Annotated in this window: 15 protein-coding genes; 8 read left to right on the top strand and 7 right to left on the bottom strand. The window is 65.6% G+C overall.

All coding sequences use genetic code 11. From position 1 onward, the window contains the following. Positions 1-12: 12 nt before the first annotated feature. Entirely contained in the window at positions 13-576 is a 564-nt protein-coding gene (locus tag ACN0S5_RS10690) for a holin family protein (protein WP_417208178.1), read from the bottom strand. Then, on the bottom strand, positions 567-1,190 hold the full coding sequence (locus ACN0S5_RS10685; RefSeq protein ID WP_417208176.1) for a holin-associated N-acetylmuramidase: 624 nt from the start codon (positions 1,188-1,190) through the stop codon (positions 567-569). The genes ACN0S5_RS10690 and ACN0S5_RS10685 overlap by 10 nt, the downstream gene beginning before the upstream one ends. Before the next feature lie 83 nt (positions 1,191-1,273). Here ACN0S5_RS10685 and ACN0S5_RS10680 point away from each other — a divergent pair, with 83 nt between their 5' ends. After that, positions 1,274-1,696: a cupin domain-containing protein gene (locus ACN0S5_RS10680; RefSeq protein ID WP_417208174.1), complete on the top strand. Its 423-nt coding sequence runs from the start codon at positions 1,274-1,276 to the stop codon at positions 1,694-1,696. 59 nt (positions 1,697-1,755) lie between these two features. Here ACN0S5_RS10680 and ACN0S5_RS10675 read toward each other — a convergent pair whose 3' ends face one another. From ACN0S5_RS10675 to zwf, 4 genes are all read right to left on the bottom strand, one after another. After that, entirely contained in the window at positions 1,756-2,328 is a 573-nt protein-coding gene (locus tag ACN0S5_RS10675) for a PRC-barrel domain-containing protein (RefSeq protein WP_417208172.1), read from the bottom strand. Positions 2,329-2,418: 90 nt separating this feature from the next. Next, complete coding sequence (pgi, locus tag ACN0S5_RS10670) at positions 2,419-4,002, bottom strand: glucose-6-phosphate isomerase (protein ID WP_417208171.1); 1,584 nt, start codon at positions 4,000-4,002, stop codon at positions 2,419-2,421. A gap of 96 nt (positions 4,003-4,098) precedes the next feature. Beyond that, complete coding sequence (pgl, locus tag ACN0S5_RS10665) at positions 4,099-4,776, bottom strand: 6-phosphogluconolactonase (RefSeq protein ID WP_417208170.1); 678 nt, start codon at positions 4,774-4,776, stop codon at positions 4,099-4,101. A 15-nt stretch (positions 4,777-4,791) separates the two neighbouring features. Beyond that, positions 4,792-6,246 (bottom strand): glucose-6-phosphate dehydrogenase, encoded by a 1,455-nt coding sequence (zwf, locus tag ACN0S5_RS10660; RefSeq protein ID WP_417208169.1) that lies wholly within the window; start codon positions 6,244-6,246, stop codon positions 4,792-4,794. Between the two features lie 208 nt (positions 6,247-6,454). On the opposite strand from zwf, the gene ACN0S5_RS10655 reads away from it, so the two are divergent. The 4 genes from ACN0S5_RS10655 (at position 6,455) to ACN0S5_RS10640 (ending at position 10,389) form a co-directional block, all read left to right on the top strand. Next, positions 6,455-7,402: a radical SAM protein gene (locus ACN0S5_RS10655; RefSeq protein ID WP_417208168.1), complete on the top strand. Its 948-nt coding sequence runs from the start codon at positions 6,455-6,457 to the stop codon at positions 7,400-7,402. A gap of 117 nt (positions 7,403-7,519) precedes the next feature. Further along, positions 7,520-8,461, top strand: a complete 942-nt coding sequence (locus tag ACN0S5_RS10650; protein WP_417208167.1) for a nucleoside hydrolase — start codon at positions 7,520-7,522, stop codon at positions 8,459-8,461. Beyond that, a complete protein-coding gene (locus ACN0S5_RS10645; protein ID WP_417208166.1) occupies positions 8,458-8,904 on the top strand; it encodes a GNAT family N-acetyltransferase in 447 nt (148 codons plus the stop codon). Before ACN0S5_RS10650 ends, ACN0S5_RS10645 begins: the two co-directional genes overlap by 4 nt. Before the next feature lie 66 nt (positions 8,905-8,970). Continuing rightward, positions 8,971-10,389, top strand: coding sequence for a protein adenylyltransferase SelO (locus tag ACN0S5_RS10640; protein WP_417208418.1), 1,419 nt, complete (start codon positions 8,971-8,973; stop codon positions 10,387-10,389). A gap of 28 nt (positions 10,390-10,417) precedes the next feature. Here the strand turns inward: ACN0S5_RS10640 and ACN0S5_RS10635 are convergent, their stop codons facing one another. Then, entirely contained in the window at positions 10,418-11,329 is a 912-nt protein-coding gene (locus ACN0S5_RS10635) for a DMT family transporter (RefSeq protein ID WP_417208165.1), read from the bottom strand. A 147-nt stretch (positions 11,330-11,476) separates the two neighbouring features. Here ACN0S5_RS10635 and ACN0S5_RS10630 point away from each other — a divergent pair, with 147 nt between their 5' ends. Genes ACN0S5_RS10630 through ACN0S5_RS10620 form a run of 3 tightly spaced genes read left to right on the top strand, consistent with a single transcriptional unit; the run spans position 11,477 to position 13,687 of the window. After that, the gene (locus tag ACN0S5_RS10630) at positions 11,477-12,340 is read left to right on the top strand and encodes a DUF533 domain-containing protein (protein ID WP_417208164.1); all 864 of its coding nucleotides are present in this window, start codon (positions 11,477-11,479) and stop codon (positions 12,338-12,340) included. Positions 12,341-12,350: 10 nt separating this feature from the next. Continuing rightward, positions 12,351-13,277 (top strand): DMT family transporter, encoded by a 927-nt coding sequence (locus ACN0S5_RS10625; protein WP_417208163.1) that lies wholly within the window; start codon positions 12,351-12,353, stop codon positions 13,275-13,277. Next, positions 13,274-13,687 (top strand): Fur family transcriptional regulator, encoded by a 414-nt coding sequence (locus tag ACN0S5_RS10620; protein WP_417208162.1) that lies wholly within the window; start codon positions 13,274-13,276, stop codon positions 13,685-13,687. The genes ACN0S5_RS10625 and ACN0S5_RS10620 overlap by 4 nt, the downstream gene beginning before the upstream one ends. Positions 13,688-13,692: the final 5 nt, after the last annotated feature.

Genomic DNA, 13,692 nt, shown 5'->3' with positions numbered 1-13,692 from the left:
GTATCGCCGGGCTCAGCCGCGCCCGTCGCGCCAATCCGCCAGCGCCGGGTTGTCGGCGGGCAGGTCGAAACCGGCCGGTTCCAGCGGGGCCTCGCCCACCGGCGTCACATCGCGCAGCGCCTCGACGTCGCGCACCGTCTTCACCACCTGCGGCACCGCTGCCATGGTCGCCGCCAGATCGCGCTGGAAATCCTGCCCCTTGGCATGATGGCGCGCGCCAAAGTAAAAGCTGACAATCGCCGCCAAAAGCCACCACAACGGCTCTGGCACCAGCGAGATGCCCGCCATGCGCGCCGCAAACCACACCGGGTCAACCATCGCCGCCACAAAAAGCCCCAGCGTGCCCAGCGCCATCGCCGGGCGCGGCACCCGGTTCAGCGCATCCATGAAGCGGTCGAACCAGCCCCGCCGCACCACCCGGAACTCTCCGGCCATCTGCGCCAGCGCCGCGCCCTGCGCGTCGTGGCCACGCTGCGCCTGCGCCTCGGCGTTGATGCGAAACACCTCTGCGGTTTCGGCCACCACGTTGCGGCCAGAGCCGAACAGCGCCCCCAGAAGTTGACCGATCAGCCCCATGCCGCCACCCGCGCGTGAAACTCGGCCTCCGACATGTGGTATCGCGGCGAGATGAACGCCTCGGCCCGCTTGATCCAGCCGCCCTTGCCGCCAGCCCGAGTGCGCGCGTATTTGCGCGACGCGGGCCGATTGTCAGCGATGCGGAAATAGTAATTCCGCCGCGCGATGCCGTAGGCGTCGACCATATGGGCGGGGGCCTTGCCATAGGCGCGCGCCGTTGCGGCGATGGTCTGCGGGCCAATCGCGCCGTCCACGCTGACCTCTTCGCCCATCTGCTTCAGCAGGCGTTGCAGGATCTTCACCGCATTCCCGCCCGCGTTCACATACATGTCGAACACCGTCTCATGCAGCGGTCCCGGCAATTCCGCGATGCGCGGCTTCACAAAATAATGTGTCAGAAAGATCGTCACCGCCTGATCGCGGGTGATCTGGCGCACGTCTTCGGCATCCACCCGCCCGTCTCCGGTCAGGTCAAGGCCCAGCCGCCGCATGGTGTGGATCGTCACGCCGTATTTCGTCGCCCCGCCGGGATCGTCGGGGTCGTTGACATAGCCGCCCTCACGGGCAACGATTTCTTCAGCCATCCTGCGGACTTCGGTCGTCAGAGTCGACATCTTGTCTCTCCTGCTCGGTTTTCTGTCGATGGCCAAAAAGTGCGCCTGCTGCGTTAACCAAACCTCAGAGGACCGTACGTTGCATGACCGCGGATGAGATCATCGCCCTGCTGGACCTCACGCCCCACCCCGAGGGCGGGCATTTTCGCCAGACATGGCAGGCCGCCGGGGACGGCGGACGTTCGCCCGGAACCTGCATCTATTTTCTGTTGAAAGCGGCAGAGCGCAGCCACTGGCACCGCGTCGATGCCGGGGAAATCTGGCATTACTATTCCGGCGCGCCGCTGCGCCTGATGCGCGCGGCCACCGACAGCGGGCCGCGTCAGGACATGATCCTTGGCCCCGATCTGGCCGCCGGGCAACGCCCGCAGGGCAGCGTGGAACCGGGCCATTGGCAGGCTGCCGAAACCCTTGGAGACTGGACGCTGGTCGGCTGCACCGTCTCGCCGGGGTTTCGGTTCGACGGGTTTGAACTGGCCGCACCGGGCTTTGATATTCCGACCTGACGCCAGAACGCAAAACGCCCAGGGAAAATCCCTGGGCGCTGGCAGTCATGTCTGTCAGGTCACTCGACCTTTTCCATCTCGGTCAGTTGCTCGCTGGTATACGGGGTCACGACCGCATAGCTTGCCTCGTCCACAGTGACCATGCGGGTCTGGTCCAGCGGCAGCAGCACCAGCGTATCCCCCATCCCAAGGAAGCCGCCGACCTCGGCCACAAGACCGGTGATCTTGCCGTCCTCGCCCAGAACCAAGTCGTTGACCGACCCGATCCGCGTCCATTCGTCGGCAACGGTGGTATAGTCCACGTTCGGATCCCAGTCGGTCTGCACTTCGGTCGCCAGCGTGTAGATCGGCGAGCCGATAATCACAGAAGCCTTGGCAGAGGCCATCAGGCCAATCGAATGCCCGGTGTCCATCTTGTCCGCGTCCATCTTGGGGGCAACCGGATCTGCATCCTCGGCCATATCGGTGGCCTTGGGGTCCGCGTCGGTGGCCATCGGATCGGCCGTGTCGGCCTGTTCCATCGGCGCCGGGTCGGCGGCCGGGTCCATGGTGTCACCGGTCGCGTGGCTTTCCGCCAGCGCGAGAGCGGGAACGAGGGCAGTCGTTGCGACAGTCAGCAAAAAGCGTGTCATGGCGATCTCCTTTGTTTCGTTCGATCTGCCTTGAAAACGCGCCGTTTTTCACCTTCGTTCCCGTTAAAGTTTTTTCCGATTGATGGAACTTCAACCGCGCCCGTGCGTATGCACGAACCGCAGCAATTGGGCGGTTGAGCCATCCTTGCCGTCAACCGGCTGTTCCCCTGTCACCATCGGCCCCAGTGCGGTGGCCAGTTCCTTGCCCAGTTCCACGCCCCACTGGTCAAAAGAGTTGATGCCAAGGATCACCCCTTCGACAAACACCCGGTGTTCATACAGGGCCACGATCTTGCCCAGCGTCTCGGGGTCCAGCAGCGGATAGATCAGCGTGGTGGACGGGCGGTTGCCGGGGAACACCCGGTGCCGCGCCTGCCGCTCCAGCTCATCGCCCTCGAACTTGTCCGCAACCTTGGCGCGCGCCTCATCCAGGGACCGGCCACGCATCAGCGCCTCGGACTGCGCTAGGCAGTTGGCGACCAGCAACGCGTGGTGATGCTTCAGCGCCGGCTCATGCCCCTGCGCCGCCACGAGGAACTCTGCCGGGATCACCCGCGTGCCCTGATGGATCAACTGGTAAAAGGCGTGTTGGCCGTTGGTGCCCGGCTCTCCCCAGACCACGGGGCCAGAGTTATAGGGCAGATCGGCACCGTCCATGCTGACGCCCTTGCCGTTGCTCTCCATCTCAAGCTGTTGCAGGTAGGCGGGCAGCCGCATCAGCCGGTTGTCATAGGGCAGCACCACCCGCGACGCATGGCCCAGCACCTGATTGTGCCAGATGCCCACCAGTGCCAACAGCACCGGCAGGTTTTCGGCCAAAGGCGCGGACTGGAAATGCCGGTCCATCTTCATGCCGCCGGTCAGGAAGGCGCGGAAGTTTTCCGGCCCCACCGCCAGCATCAGCGACAGGCCAATCGGCCCCCAGACCGAATAGCGTCCGCCAACCCAGTCCTCGAACCCAAAGACTCGTTCCGCCGGGATGCCGAACTCTGCCGCTTTTTCAAGGTTCGACGACAGGGCCACAAACTTGCCCGTGTCCGACACGCCATTCTCGGCCAGCCACGCCTTGGCGCTGCGGGCGTTGGTCAGGGTCTCGATGGTGGTAAACGTCTTGGAGGCGACGATGAACAGCGTCGTTGCCGGATTGCAGGCCTTCAGCGTGTCGGTGATATCCGCGCCGTCGACGTTGGACACAAAATGCGTGCGCGGCCCGTCGTGATAGGGGGCCAGCGCCAGCACCGCCATGACCGGACCAAGGTCCGACCCACCGATGCCGATATTCACAACGTCGGTGATCTCAGAGCCACGGATCTCATCCGCCAGCGTCTCCATCCGGCCCAGCGTCTCCAGCACCGGCGGCATCACATCCACGCCGTCCACCTTGACCGTCGCGCCATCAAGATTGCGCAACGCGGTGTGAAGCACCGCCCGCCCCTCGGTCTCGTTGATCTTTTCGCCGCCGAACATGGCGTCGCGCCGGACCGCCACGTCGCGCGTCTCGGCCAGCGCCAGCAGGGCCGCGCGCGCCTTGTCGTCGATCTGCGTCTTGGAATAGTCGAACAACAGACCCTCCGCCGCGAGGCTGAACGCCTCCGCGCGGCCGGTGTCTTCGAACAGCGCCTCGATCCGGCGATCGCCCTGCGCGGCTGCCAGTGCCTTGAGATCTTCGAACATCGTGCCCCCTTGCCCGCCCTGTTGGCGGTGCTCTTCATTCCGTCTGGCCGCCCATGTGCGGGCGGCACGTCACAGCGTTACGGTGATCCGCCGCCGTCAGGCGGCCCAATGCACCACGGCATCGGTGAGAACCGCGTTGATCGGGGCCTCGACGGGCGGTTTCCCGCGCGCCGCCTCCAGCACCGCGCGCTTGTCCGCGCCATAGATCAGAACGTGTTTCTTCATCGCGCCGTTCAGCACCGGCGCGGTCAGCGTGATGCGCGGCTCCGGCGCGCCGGGCGCGCGCATCGGCAACAGAATCGGCGCCTTTGACGACAGCGCCTCTTGCAGCAGATCCGCACCCGGAAAGATCGAGGCCGTGTGCATGTCCGCGCCCATGCCCAGTAAGACAACCGCCAGCGGCAGTTCCTGAGCAATCGGCGCGGCCAGCGCATCCAGCGCGCCCTCGGGCTGCGGCGCATCGGCGTATAGCGGCAGATAACGCGCCTTGGCGGCGCGATCCACCAACAGCCGCTCGCGCAGCAACCCCGTGTTTGACCGCGGGCTGTCTTCGGGCACCCAGCGTTCGTCCGTCAGCAGAACGTCCACCCGCGACCAGTCCAGATCCGCCGCACAGAGGTGATCGAACACCGGCCCGGGCGAGGTGCCGCCCGGCACGGCAAACGCCACGCGGTCCTCGTGTCCCAAGGCCGCGCGCAGGTCCCCGGCCAACTGGTTGGCGAGGTCAATGACCAGCATTTCGCGGTCCTGATACTCGACGAATTCATAACTCATGACAGGCCTTCCCTGTTACGCCCGGATCTCCCGCCACCGGCGTCCGTCCCGGTGCATCAGCATCAGCGCGTCTTCCGGCCCCGCCGTGCCCGCGTCATAGGGCTTGGGCACGTCGCCCCGGCTTTGCCAGCCGGCGATGATCGGATCGGTCCAGGCCCAGGCCGCCTCGACCTCGTCTCCGCGCATGAACAGGGTCTGATTGCCCCGGATCACGTCCATGATCAACCGCTCATAGGCGTCGGGCACATCTTCGGCCTCCGGGCCCAGCGCCTCGGCAAAGGACATGTCCAGCGGCACATCGACCAGACGCATGCCGCCCGGCCCCGGTTCCTTGATGGTGACATCCAGCGTCATGCCCTCATTCGGCTGCAACCGGATCGACAGCACGTTGCGATGCCGCCCGGACTCCGAATCAAAGATCGAGTGCGGCGCGTCCTTGAACACCACTGCGATCTCGCTTGTGCGCCCGCGCAGCTTTTTGCCGGTGCGCAGATAAAACGGCGTGCCCGCCCAGCGCCAGTTCGAGATATGGCATTTCATCGCCACAAAGCTTTCGGTGGTCGACCGCGGGTTGTCCACATGCGCCCGATAGCCCGGCTGGGTGTCGTCGGCATCGTATTGCCCGCGCACGATGTGGTGATAGTCCACCGGGTCCAGCGCGCGGATCACCTTGAGCTTTTCGTCGCGCACGGAATCGGGCTCAAACCGCGCGGGCGGCTCCATCGCGATCAGGCACAACAACTGCATCAGATGGTTCTGCACCATGTCCCGCATCGCGCCGGATTTGTCGTAATAGCCGCCGCGCCCGCCCACATCGACGGTTTCGGCCACGGTGATCTGGATGTGATCGACATATTGCGCGTTCCACAGCGGCTCGAACAGCATATTGCCAAACCGCACCGCCATCAGGTTCTGCACGGTTTCCTTGCCCAGATAATGATCGATTCGGTAAATCTGATCCTCGGCGAAATGCTGGCGCAGCGTGGCGTTCAGCGCCTTGGCGCTGGCCAGATCGTGACCAAAAGGCTTTTCCACCACCACCCGGCTGTCATCGTCGGCCAAAGCGAAATGCCGCAGCCGCTCCGCCAGCGCGCCAAACAGCGACGGCGCGACGGAGAAATAGAAGGCGCGCACAATCCCGTCGCGCAGATGGCCTTTCAGCGCCTCCCAGCCGCCATCGCCCATGGCATCGACGGCCTCATAATCGACCCGCTCAAGGAACTGCTCCAGCGTGCCATCCTCGCAGTGCCGCCCGCCACCGAATTCGGCCACCGCATCGGCCACCAACTGGCGAAAGCCCGCGGTGTCCATTTCGCTGCGGGCCGCGCCCAGAATGCGCGCATCCTCGGGCATCTGTCCGCTGCAATAGCGCCGGAACAGGCCCGGCAGGATCTTGCGGCGGGCCAGATCGCCCGTCGCCCCAAAGATTACCAGGTCGAAAGGCTCGACCGGAATAACGCGTGAAACCATGAGTCCCGTGCCTTTCCTGTTTGGTCGCCTGTGCCGCTCCGGCACCCACCGTTAGCGCTAACGACCCTTGTCGCGCTCCGCATAACCCATGTTCAGGTGAAAGTCTAACATCCATGTGAAGCTTCACAATGGCGTCAGGCAAAACCTTGGGTCTGGTTCCATCAGGGCCAACCCATTACGTCAGTAAATCAGACGTGAAGGATGCTCAATGAAAGACACAGTTGCCGCCAACGAAGGCAAATTCAAAGATCCGAACTTCACCGCCAAGGGTGAAAAGCGCGCCACAGTGGCGCTCAGCGATCCCCAAACGCTCTGGTTCAATACCGGAACGCTGTGCAACATCGCCTGTCTGAATTGCTACATCGAAAGCTCCCCGGAAAACGACAGCCTTGTCTATATCACCGCCGATGAGGTCTCATCGTACCTTGATCAGCTCAACGCCCGGAACTGGGGCGTGACCGAGATCGGGTTTACCGGCGGTGAGCCTTTCATGAATCCGCAGATGATCGAAATGGCGGGCCGCTGTCTGGAACGCGGCTACCGGGTGCTGATCCTGACCAACGCCATGCGCCCGATGATGCGCCCGGCAATGCGCGCGGGGCTGGAGGCCTTGCAGGCCCGGCACGCGGACCGACTCACCCTGCGTATCTCGCTCGACCATTGGTCGCCCGGCAACCACGACGCCGAACGCGGCACCGGCACCTTCGACAAGACGATAGAGGGCATGCGCTGGCTGCGCGACGCGGGCATCGCCATGGCCGTGGCGGGCCGCAGCATGTGGAACGAAGCCGAAGCCGACGCCCGCGCCGGGTTTGCCCGCCTGTTCAAGGCCGAAGGCTTTGCCATCGACGCCGCCGACCCCGGCCAATGCGTGCTGTTCCCGGAAATGGACATGACCGTCGAAGTCCCCGAGATCACAACCGACTGCTGGGACATTCTTGGCAAATCGCCCAAGGACGTGATGTGCGCCTCCTCGCGCATGGTGGTCAAACGCAAAGGCGCGGCCAGCCCCTCGGTCGTGGCCTGCACCCTGCTGCCATATGATCCGCAGTTCGATATGGGCGAGACGCTGGAACAGGCAGAGGCCGTCGTGCCCCTGAACCACCCCCATTGCGCCAAATTCTGCGTATTGGGCGGGGCAAGCTGCTCGGCCTGACCGCCGTCGCGCCACTCCCGCCCGACACCCCCCGGCAATCCCTTGCCGACGCAGCGATCCGCCTTGCACCGCCCTGCCCTGCGTGCCACTCCTCCGGCAGCAGGCAGGAGATCCCGGATGGCCCCGAAAAAGATCATCATCGACACCGATCCCGGTCAGGACGACGCCGTCGCCATCCTGTTGGCGCTGGCCTCCCCCGAAGAGATCGAGGTTCTGGGAATCACCTCCGTCGCGGGCAACGTGCCGCTGGCGCTGACCACCCTCAACGCCCGCAAGGTCTGTGAACTGGCGGGCAAGCCCGACACGCCGATCTACGCCGGTTGCGACCGTCCGCTGGCCCATACACTCGTCACCGCCGAACACGTCCACGGCAAGACCGGCCTTGACGGGCCCGACCTGCCAGAGCCGACCATGCCCGTTCAGGACCGGCACGCCGTCGATTTCATCATCGACACCCTGCGCGCGCGGCCGCCGGGCACCGTGACGCTGTGCCCGCTGGGGCCGCTGACCAATATCGCCACCGCGCTGCAAAAAGCCCCCGACATCGCCGCCCGCATCGGTGAGATCGTGCTGATGGGCGGGGCCTATTTCGAGGTCGGCAACATCACCCCCGCCGCCGAATTCAACATCTACGTCGATCCCGAAGCCGCGGACATCGTGTTCAAATGCGGCGCGCCGATCACCGTCATGCCGCTGGACGTCACCCATAAGGCACTGGTGACAACCGCCCGGAACGAGGCGTTCCGCGCACTGGGCACCGATGTCGGCCATGCGGTCGCCCAGATGACCGATTTCTTCGAACGCTTCGACAAAGAGAAATACGGCTCGGACGGCGCGCCCCTGCACGACCCCTGCGTCACCGCCTACCTGATCCGGCCCGGCCTTTTCACCGGACGCTTCGTCAACGTCGAGATCGAGACGCAATCAGACCTGACACGCGGCATGACCGTCGCCGACTGGTGGCACGTCACCGACCGCGCGCCCAACGCCACCTTCATGGGCGACATCGACGCGGACGGTTTTTTCACCCTGCTGACGGAAAGACTGGCACGTCTATGAAATCGCTTCATCTGGCGGGTGAGGACGACGCCGACAAGCTGCTGGCCCTTGTGGCCGCCTTTCACACCGAAATGGGCTTTGACACCACCGAGGAACATCGCACCGGGGCCATCGCCCCGTTGCTGAGCGGATCGCCCCATGGGGCGGTCTGGCTGGTTGGCCCGCGCCGCGCGCCGGTGGGCTACATCGTGCTCACCTTTGGCTGGTCGGTGGAATTCGGCGGGCTGGATGCCATCGTGGACGAACTGTATATCCGCCCCGCCGTGCGTGGCCGCGGCATGGGGCTGGAGGCGCTGGACGGCATCGCCAAGGCGATGAAACCGGCAGGCGTGCGCGCCCTGCACCTTGAGGTCGACCGACAGGACGACCGCGCCCACCGCTTTTACGGCCGCGCCCGGTTCAAACAGCGTGACCAATACCTGTTCATGTCGCGCGTTCTGTAACCCGCCAACGGCAGAATTCCACCCGTGCCGCTGGCGCGACGCAGCCGCCCCGCCTATATCGGGGGCATGACCCTGCACATCCCCTTTGACAATTCCTACGCCCGCCTGCCCGATGGCTTCTTTGCCCGTCAGGGGCCGACCCCGGTCAAGGCCCCCAGCACCGTTGCCTTCAACAGCGATCTGGCCGCCCTGCTGGGCATCACCGGCGCGGACGACCCGGCGCTGGCGGCGCTGCTGGGCGGCAACGCGCTCCCCGAGGGGGCAGAACCTCTGGCCCAGCTTTACGCAGGCCACCAATTCGGCCAGTTCAACCCGCAGCTTGGCGATGGCCGCGCCCTGTTGCTGGGTGAGGTTATCGGCACCGACGGCATCCGCCGCGACATTCAACTCAAAGGCTCTGGCCCGACCCCGTTTTCCCGCCGGGGCGATGGCCGCGCATGGCTGGGCCCGGTGCTGCGCGAATACGTGGTGTCAGAGGCGATGCACGCCCTTGGCATCCCCACCACCCGCGCTCTGGCGGCGATCCGCACCGGACAGGACGTCATCCGCGAACGCCCCCTGCCCGGTGCCATCCTGACCCGCGTGGCGCAAAGCCATATCCGCGTCGGCACCTTTCAGGTCTTTGCCGCGCAGCGCGACACCGACCGCCTGCAAACACTGTTCGACTACACGGTCGACCGCCACTATCCGCACGCCAAAGACCCGCTGGACCTGCTCACCGCCGTCATGGAACGGCAGGCCGATCTGGTCACCCGCTGGATGGCCGTGGGCTTTATCCACGGTGTCATGAACACCGACAACTGCGCCCTGTCGGGCGAAACCATCGACTATGGCCCCTGCGCCTTTATGGACAGCTATGACCCCGACACGGTGTTCAGTTCCATCGACCGTTTCGGGCGCTACGGCTACGCGGCACAGGCCGACATCATCGTCTGGAACATGGCGCAACTGGCCACCGCACTGGTGCCGCTGATGCCCGACACCGACAAGGCGGTTGAGGATTTCACCAAAGCCATCCACACCATGCCCGACATGCTGCGCCAGCACTGGCGTCACCGCTTTGGGCAGAAAATCGGACTGGCCGAGGCCTCAGAGGAGGATCTGACCCTGATCGGCGACCTGCTGGTGCTGATGCATGAGAATAACGCCGATTTCACAAACACCTTCCGCGCGCTGGCCGAAGGGGACGCACGCGACCAGTTCACCGACCGCGCCGCCTTTGACGCGTGGCAGACGCGCTGGACAACCCGCCTTGAATCGGAAGACGACCCGCAAACCCTGATGCGCGCGGTGAACCCGGTGCTGATCCCGCGCAATCACCGCATCGAACAGATGATCGAGGCAGCGGTCGCAGGCGACGACGCGCCGTTTCACCGGCTGAACGCAGCCCTTGCGACACCTTTCGCCGCCAATGACGCCACCGCCGATCTGCGCCGCCCCCCGGCACAGGACGAACGCGTCCGCGCCACCTTCTGCGGCACCTGACAGGGCCGCAGACCTTAGGGAACCCGAATCAGGGTGCCGGAACCACCGGGTCTTTCCGGCTCTTGCGCCGCCGGTTGATCAGCACGATCCCGACGCCCACCAGAACCAGCGCGCCGAGGAACCCCAGCCCCACAGGCTCGTCAAAGATCATCCAGCCAAACGCCACCGCCATCACCGGCGACAGAAAGCTGAAAGAGGCGATGTCAGAGGCCGGATAAATCCCCATCAGCCGCAGCCAGAACAAGAACCCCAATGAAGCGACCAACACGCCAAAGCCCAGCCCGAACAGGCTGAGCGCGTCCGGTTCGCGCAGCAGCGGCCCGAACAGCGGCGACACCGCGCAAAGCACCACCGCCGAGACCGCCAGTTGCCAAAACAACTGCCCCTCGGCGGGCAGCTCCGACACCCGCGTCAGCCGCACTGTCAGCGCGATTCCCGCCCAGGACCAGGACGCCAGCAGCGCCAGTATATCACCCCGGAAATCGCCCGCGCCCCGGCTCTCGGGGTTCGCCAGCGCCCAGGCCACACCCGTCATCGCCAGCACCAGCCCCAAGGCGCGGCGCGGCGACAGCGCCTCACCCGGCAGGGTGAAATGCGCCACCAGCGCCAGCCAGACCGGCATCGCGTAAAAGGTGATCGACGCGCGTGAGACACTGGTCAGATCCAGCGCCAGAAACAGGAAAATGAACTCTACGCTGAACAGCAGGCCCAGCATCAGCCCCGGCCACAGCGTGTGCCGCAGCCCGCCAACCCGCCGCCCGCTGAACCGAATCCACAGCGCCAGCACCGCCAGCGCCAGCAAAGACCGCACCCCGGCGGCAAAAATCGGGCCAAAGCCATCGTTGGTGAACTTGATCGCCACTTGGTTAAAGGCCAGCATCGTGGCGAAAACCACCATCCCCACCGCCCCGGCGAGGTCCATCTGTTGCTTGCGTTCCATGGCTCCTTGGACACCCGCGCACCCGTAAGGTCAATCCGGCAACGACATCAGGCGACCGATACTTTGTGCGGATACTTCCCCTGTGCGAAGGCCCGTTCTTCTGCCACAGTCGGTCGCAATGCAGCACCGCCAAGGAGGAAACGTCAAATGGGTCTCATGGGAACACTGGCCAAGGTGGCCATCGGATACGCCGCCGCACGCGGCGTCGACAGGCTTTCGGGCGGTCAGGGGATGGGGGCGCTGCTGGGGGGCGGCGCGCAAGTGCCAGCCAAAACTCAGGCCGCCTCGCTTCAGGCGCAGATGGGCAAGCTCATGGGCGGTCAGATGCCGGAGGGCGGCGGCATGCAAGAGATGATGGAGGCCATGCAAAAGGGTGGCATGGGCGCTATGGGTGGCATGTCCGGCGGTGCCTCGGGTGCCGCCAACCCGATGGCGGACATGATGAAATCGCTCCAGTCCGGTGGCCTCGACCTGTCGGCGATCATGGGTCGCGCGGGCACCGGCAAGGGTGAGGGCCTCCTGTCGCAACTGGGCGCGGGCGGCACCGGCATGGCGGGCATGTTCGCCGCCATGGCGGGCACCACCGCCAGCGCACAGGGTCAGGGCGCATCCGGACTGCTGAACGCAATGACCGCGCAGGCCGCCCCGCCAGAGGCCGAAGAGGCCGCAGGGCTGATGCTGCGCGCGATGATTCAGGCCGCCAAAAGCGACGGCGACATCGACCGCGCCGAACAGGCAAAGATCCTCGAAACCCTCGGCGACGATGCCGAGCCGTCGGACCGGGCGTTCATCAAGGCCCAGCTTGCCGCCCCCGTCGACCCCGAGGCGCTGGCCTCCGACGTCCCCGAGGCGCAGCGCATGCAGGTCTATTCCGCCTCGCTCATGACCATCCGCGTCGACACCCAGGAAGAGGCGCAATACCTCGACCGGCTGGCCAGGGCGATGCAGCTGGATGAGGCGGTGGTGAACATGCTGCACATGCAGATGGGCCTGCAACCACTCTACGCCTGAGGCGCGCGTCGTGCCGCGCTCTCCCGCCTTCGGCCTCGGCCTTGCCCTGGCCGGGGCGCTTATCCTGACACCGGACGCGCTGTTGTTGCGTCTCTCCGGCATGGACGGGTTCCAGATGCTCGGCTGGCGCGGGCTGTGCATGGGCGCGATCTTCATGATCGCATGGGGCCTCACAACCCGCGCCCCGCGCACAGAGTTGCGCCGCCTCGCAGGCCCGACCGCCGCGATGGTGATCCTCTGCCACGCGCTCAACGCCACGCTGTTCCCGGTGGGCATCGCCGTCTCGCCGGTGGCCCCGGTCCTGCTGGGGGTGGCGACGGTGCCGGTCTGGTCGGCCCTGCTGGCCCGCATATTGCATGGCGAATCCACCTCGACCGCCACATGGGTCGCCATCGCGCTGGTGTTGGCGGGGCTGGGCTATGCCGTCACCGACACCGGCGCGGCGGCGCTGGACACCGCCTCGCTGGCGGGGGCCGCCTGCGGCCTTGGCGTGGCCCTCGCGCTGGCGCTCAACTTCGTCACCCTGCGCCACAACCCCGACCTGCCGCTGCTCCCGGCAATCGGAATCGGCGCGCTGATCGCCGGCACCGCAGGCTGGATCGTCACCGGCCCGGCGCAGATGACCGACGGCACCCTCTGGGCCATCCTCACCGCCAGCATCGTCGTCCTGCCGCTGTCCTTCTTCGCCCTCAGTCAGGCCTCCCGCCACACCGCCGCCGCCAATGTCAGCCTGCTTTTGCTGCTGGAAACCGTGCTCGCCCCGCTCTGGGTCTGGATCGGCACCGGAGAGGCGCCCTCGCACCGCATGCTCATCGGCGGTGCAATTGTCGTGCTCACCCTTGCGCTCTACGTCCTGCGCGCCCGGCGCGTTCGAGGCTTGGCCTCGCGCGCGGCATTGCCTAATAAGACCCCCAGACAAATCACGCCGGGCCCATGACAGACACCATCGCCGAACGCTGCGCCGCCAAAGGCCTGCGCATGACCGAACAGCGCCGCACCATCGCGGATGTGCTCGACAGCGCGACCGATCACCCGGACGTAGAAGACCTCTATGCCCGCGCCTCGGCGCGCGATCCGAACATCTCGATCGCCACGGTCTATCGCACCGTGAAACTCTTCGAAGAGGCGGGCATCCTCGAACGGGTCGATTTCGGTGACGGCCGCGCCCGCTACGAGGACGCGGAACGCGAACACCACGATCACCTGATCGACCTCAACAGCGGCGAAGTGATCGAATTCGTCGACCCCGACATCGAGGCGCTACAAGAAAAGATTGCCGAAAAACTCGGCTACCGGCTCAAGGGCCACCGCATGGAACTCTACGGCGTCCCGCTCAAGAAACGCTGACCGCA

It is taken from the genome of Antarctobacter sp., assembly GCF_048262615.1.
Lineage (GTDB): Bacteria > Pseudomonadota > Alphaproteobacteria > Rhodobacterales > Rhodobacteraceae > Antarctobacter.
This window is presented reverse-complemented; position numbering and strand designations above follow the sequence as displayed.

Coding starts and splice junctions, on each gene's coding strand:
- ACN0S5_RS10640 (WP_417208418.1), top strand. CDS start 8,971: ATGACCCTGCACATCCCCTTTGACAATTCCTACGCCCGCCTGCCCGAT.
- ACN0S5_RS10690 (WP_417208178.1), bottom strand. CDS start 576: ATGGGGCTGATCGGTCAACTTCTGGGGGCGCTGTTCGGCTCTGGCCGC.
- ACN0S5_RS10655 (WP_417208168.1), top strand. CDS start 6,455: ATGAAAGACACAGTTGCCGCCAACGAAGGCAAATTCAAAGATCCGAAC.
- ACN0S5_RS10680 (WP_417208174.1), top strand. CDS start 1,274: ATGACCGCGGATGAGATCATCGCCCTGCTGGACCTCACGCCCCACCCC.
- ACN0S5_RS10635 (WP_417208165.1), bottom strand. CDS start 11,329: ATGGAACGCAAGCAACAGATGGACCTCGCCGGGGCGGTGGGGATGGTG.
- pgi (WP_417208171.1), bottom strand. CDS start 4,002: ATGTTCGAAGATCTCAAGGCACTGGCAGCCGCGCAGGGCGATCGCCGG.
- ACN0S5_RS10685 (WP_417208176.1), bottom strand. CDS start 1,190: ATGTCGACTCTGACGACCGAAGTCCGCAGGATGGCTGAAGAAATCGTT.
- ACN0S5_RS10645 (WP_417208166.1), top strand. CDS start 8,458: ATGAAATCGCTTCATCTGGCGGGTGAGGACGACGCCGACAAGCTGCTG.
- ACN0S5_RS10620 (WP_417208162.1), top strand. CDS start 13,274: ATGACAGACACCATCGCCGAACGCTGCGCCGCCAAAGGCCTGCGCATG.
- ACN0S5_RS10630 (WP_417208164.1), top strand. CDS start 11,477: ATGGGTCTCATGGGAACACTGGCCAAGGTGGCCATCGGATACGCCGCC.
- zwf (WP_417208169.1), bottom strand. CDS start 6,246: ATGGTTTCACGCGTTATTCCGGTCGAGCCTTTCGACCTGGTAATCTTT.
- ACN0S5_RS10650 (WP_417208167.1), top strand. CDS start 7,520: ATGGCCCCGAAAAAGATCATCATCGACACCGATCCCGGTCAGGACGAC.
- pgl (WP_417208170.1), bottom strand. CDS start 4,776: ATGAGTTATGAATTCGTCGAGTATCAGGACCGCGAAATGCTGGTCATT.
- ACN0S5_RS10675 (WP_417208172.1), bottom strand. CDS start 2,328: ATGACACGCTTTTTGCTGACTGTCGCAACGACTGCCCTCGTTCCCGCT.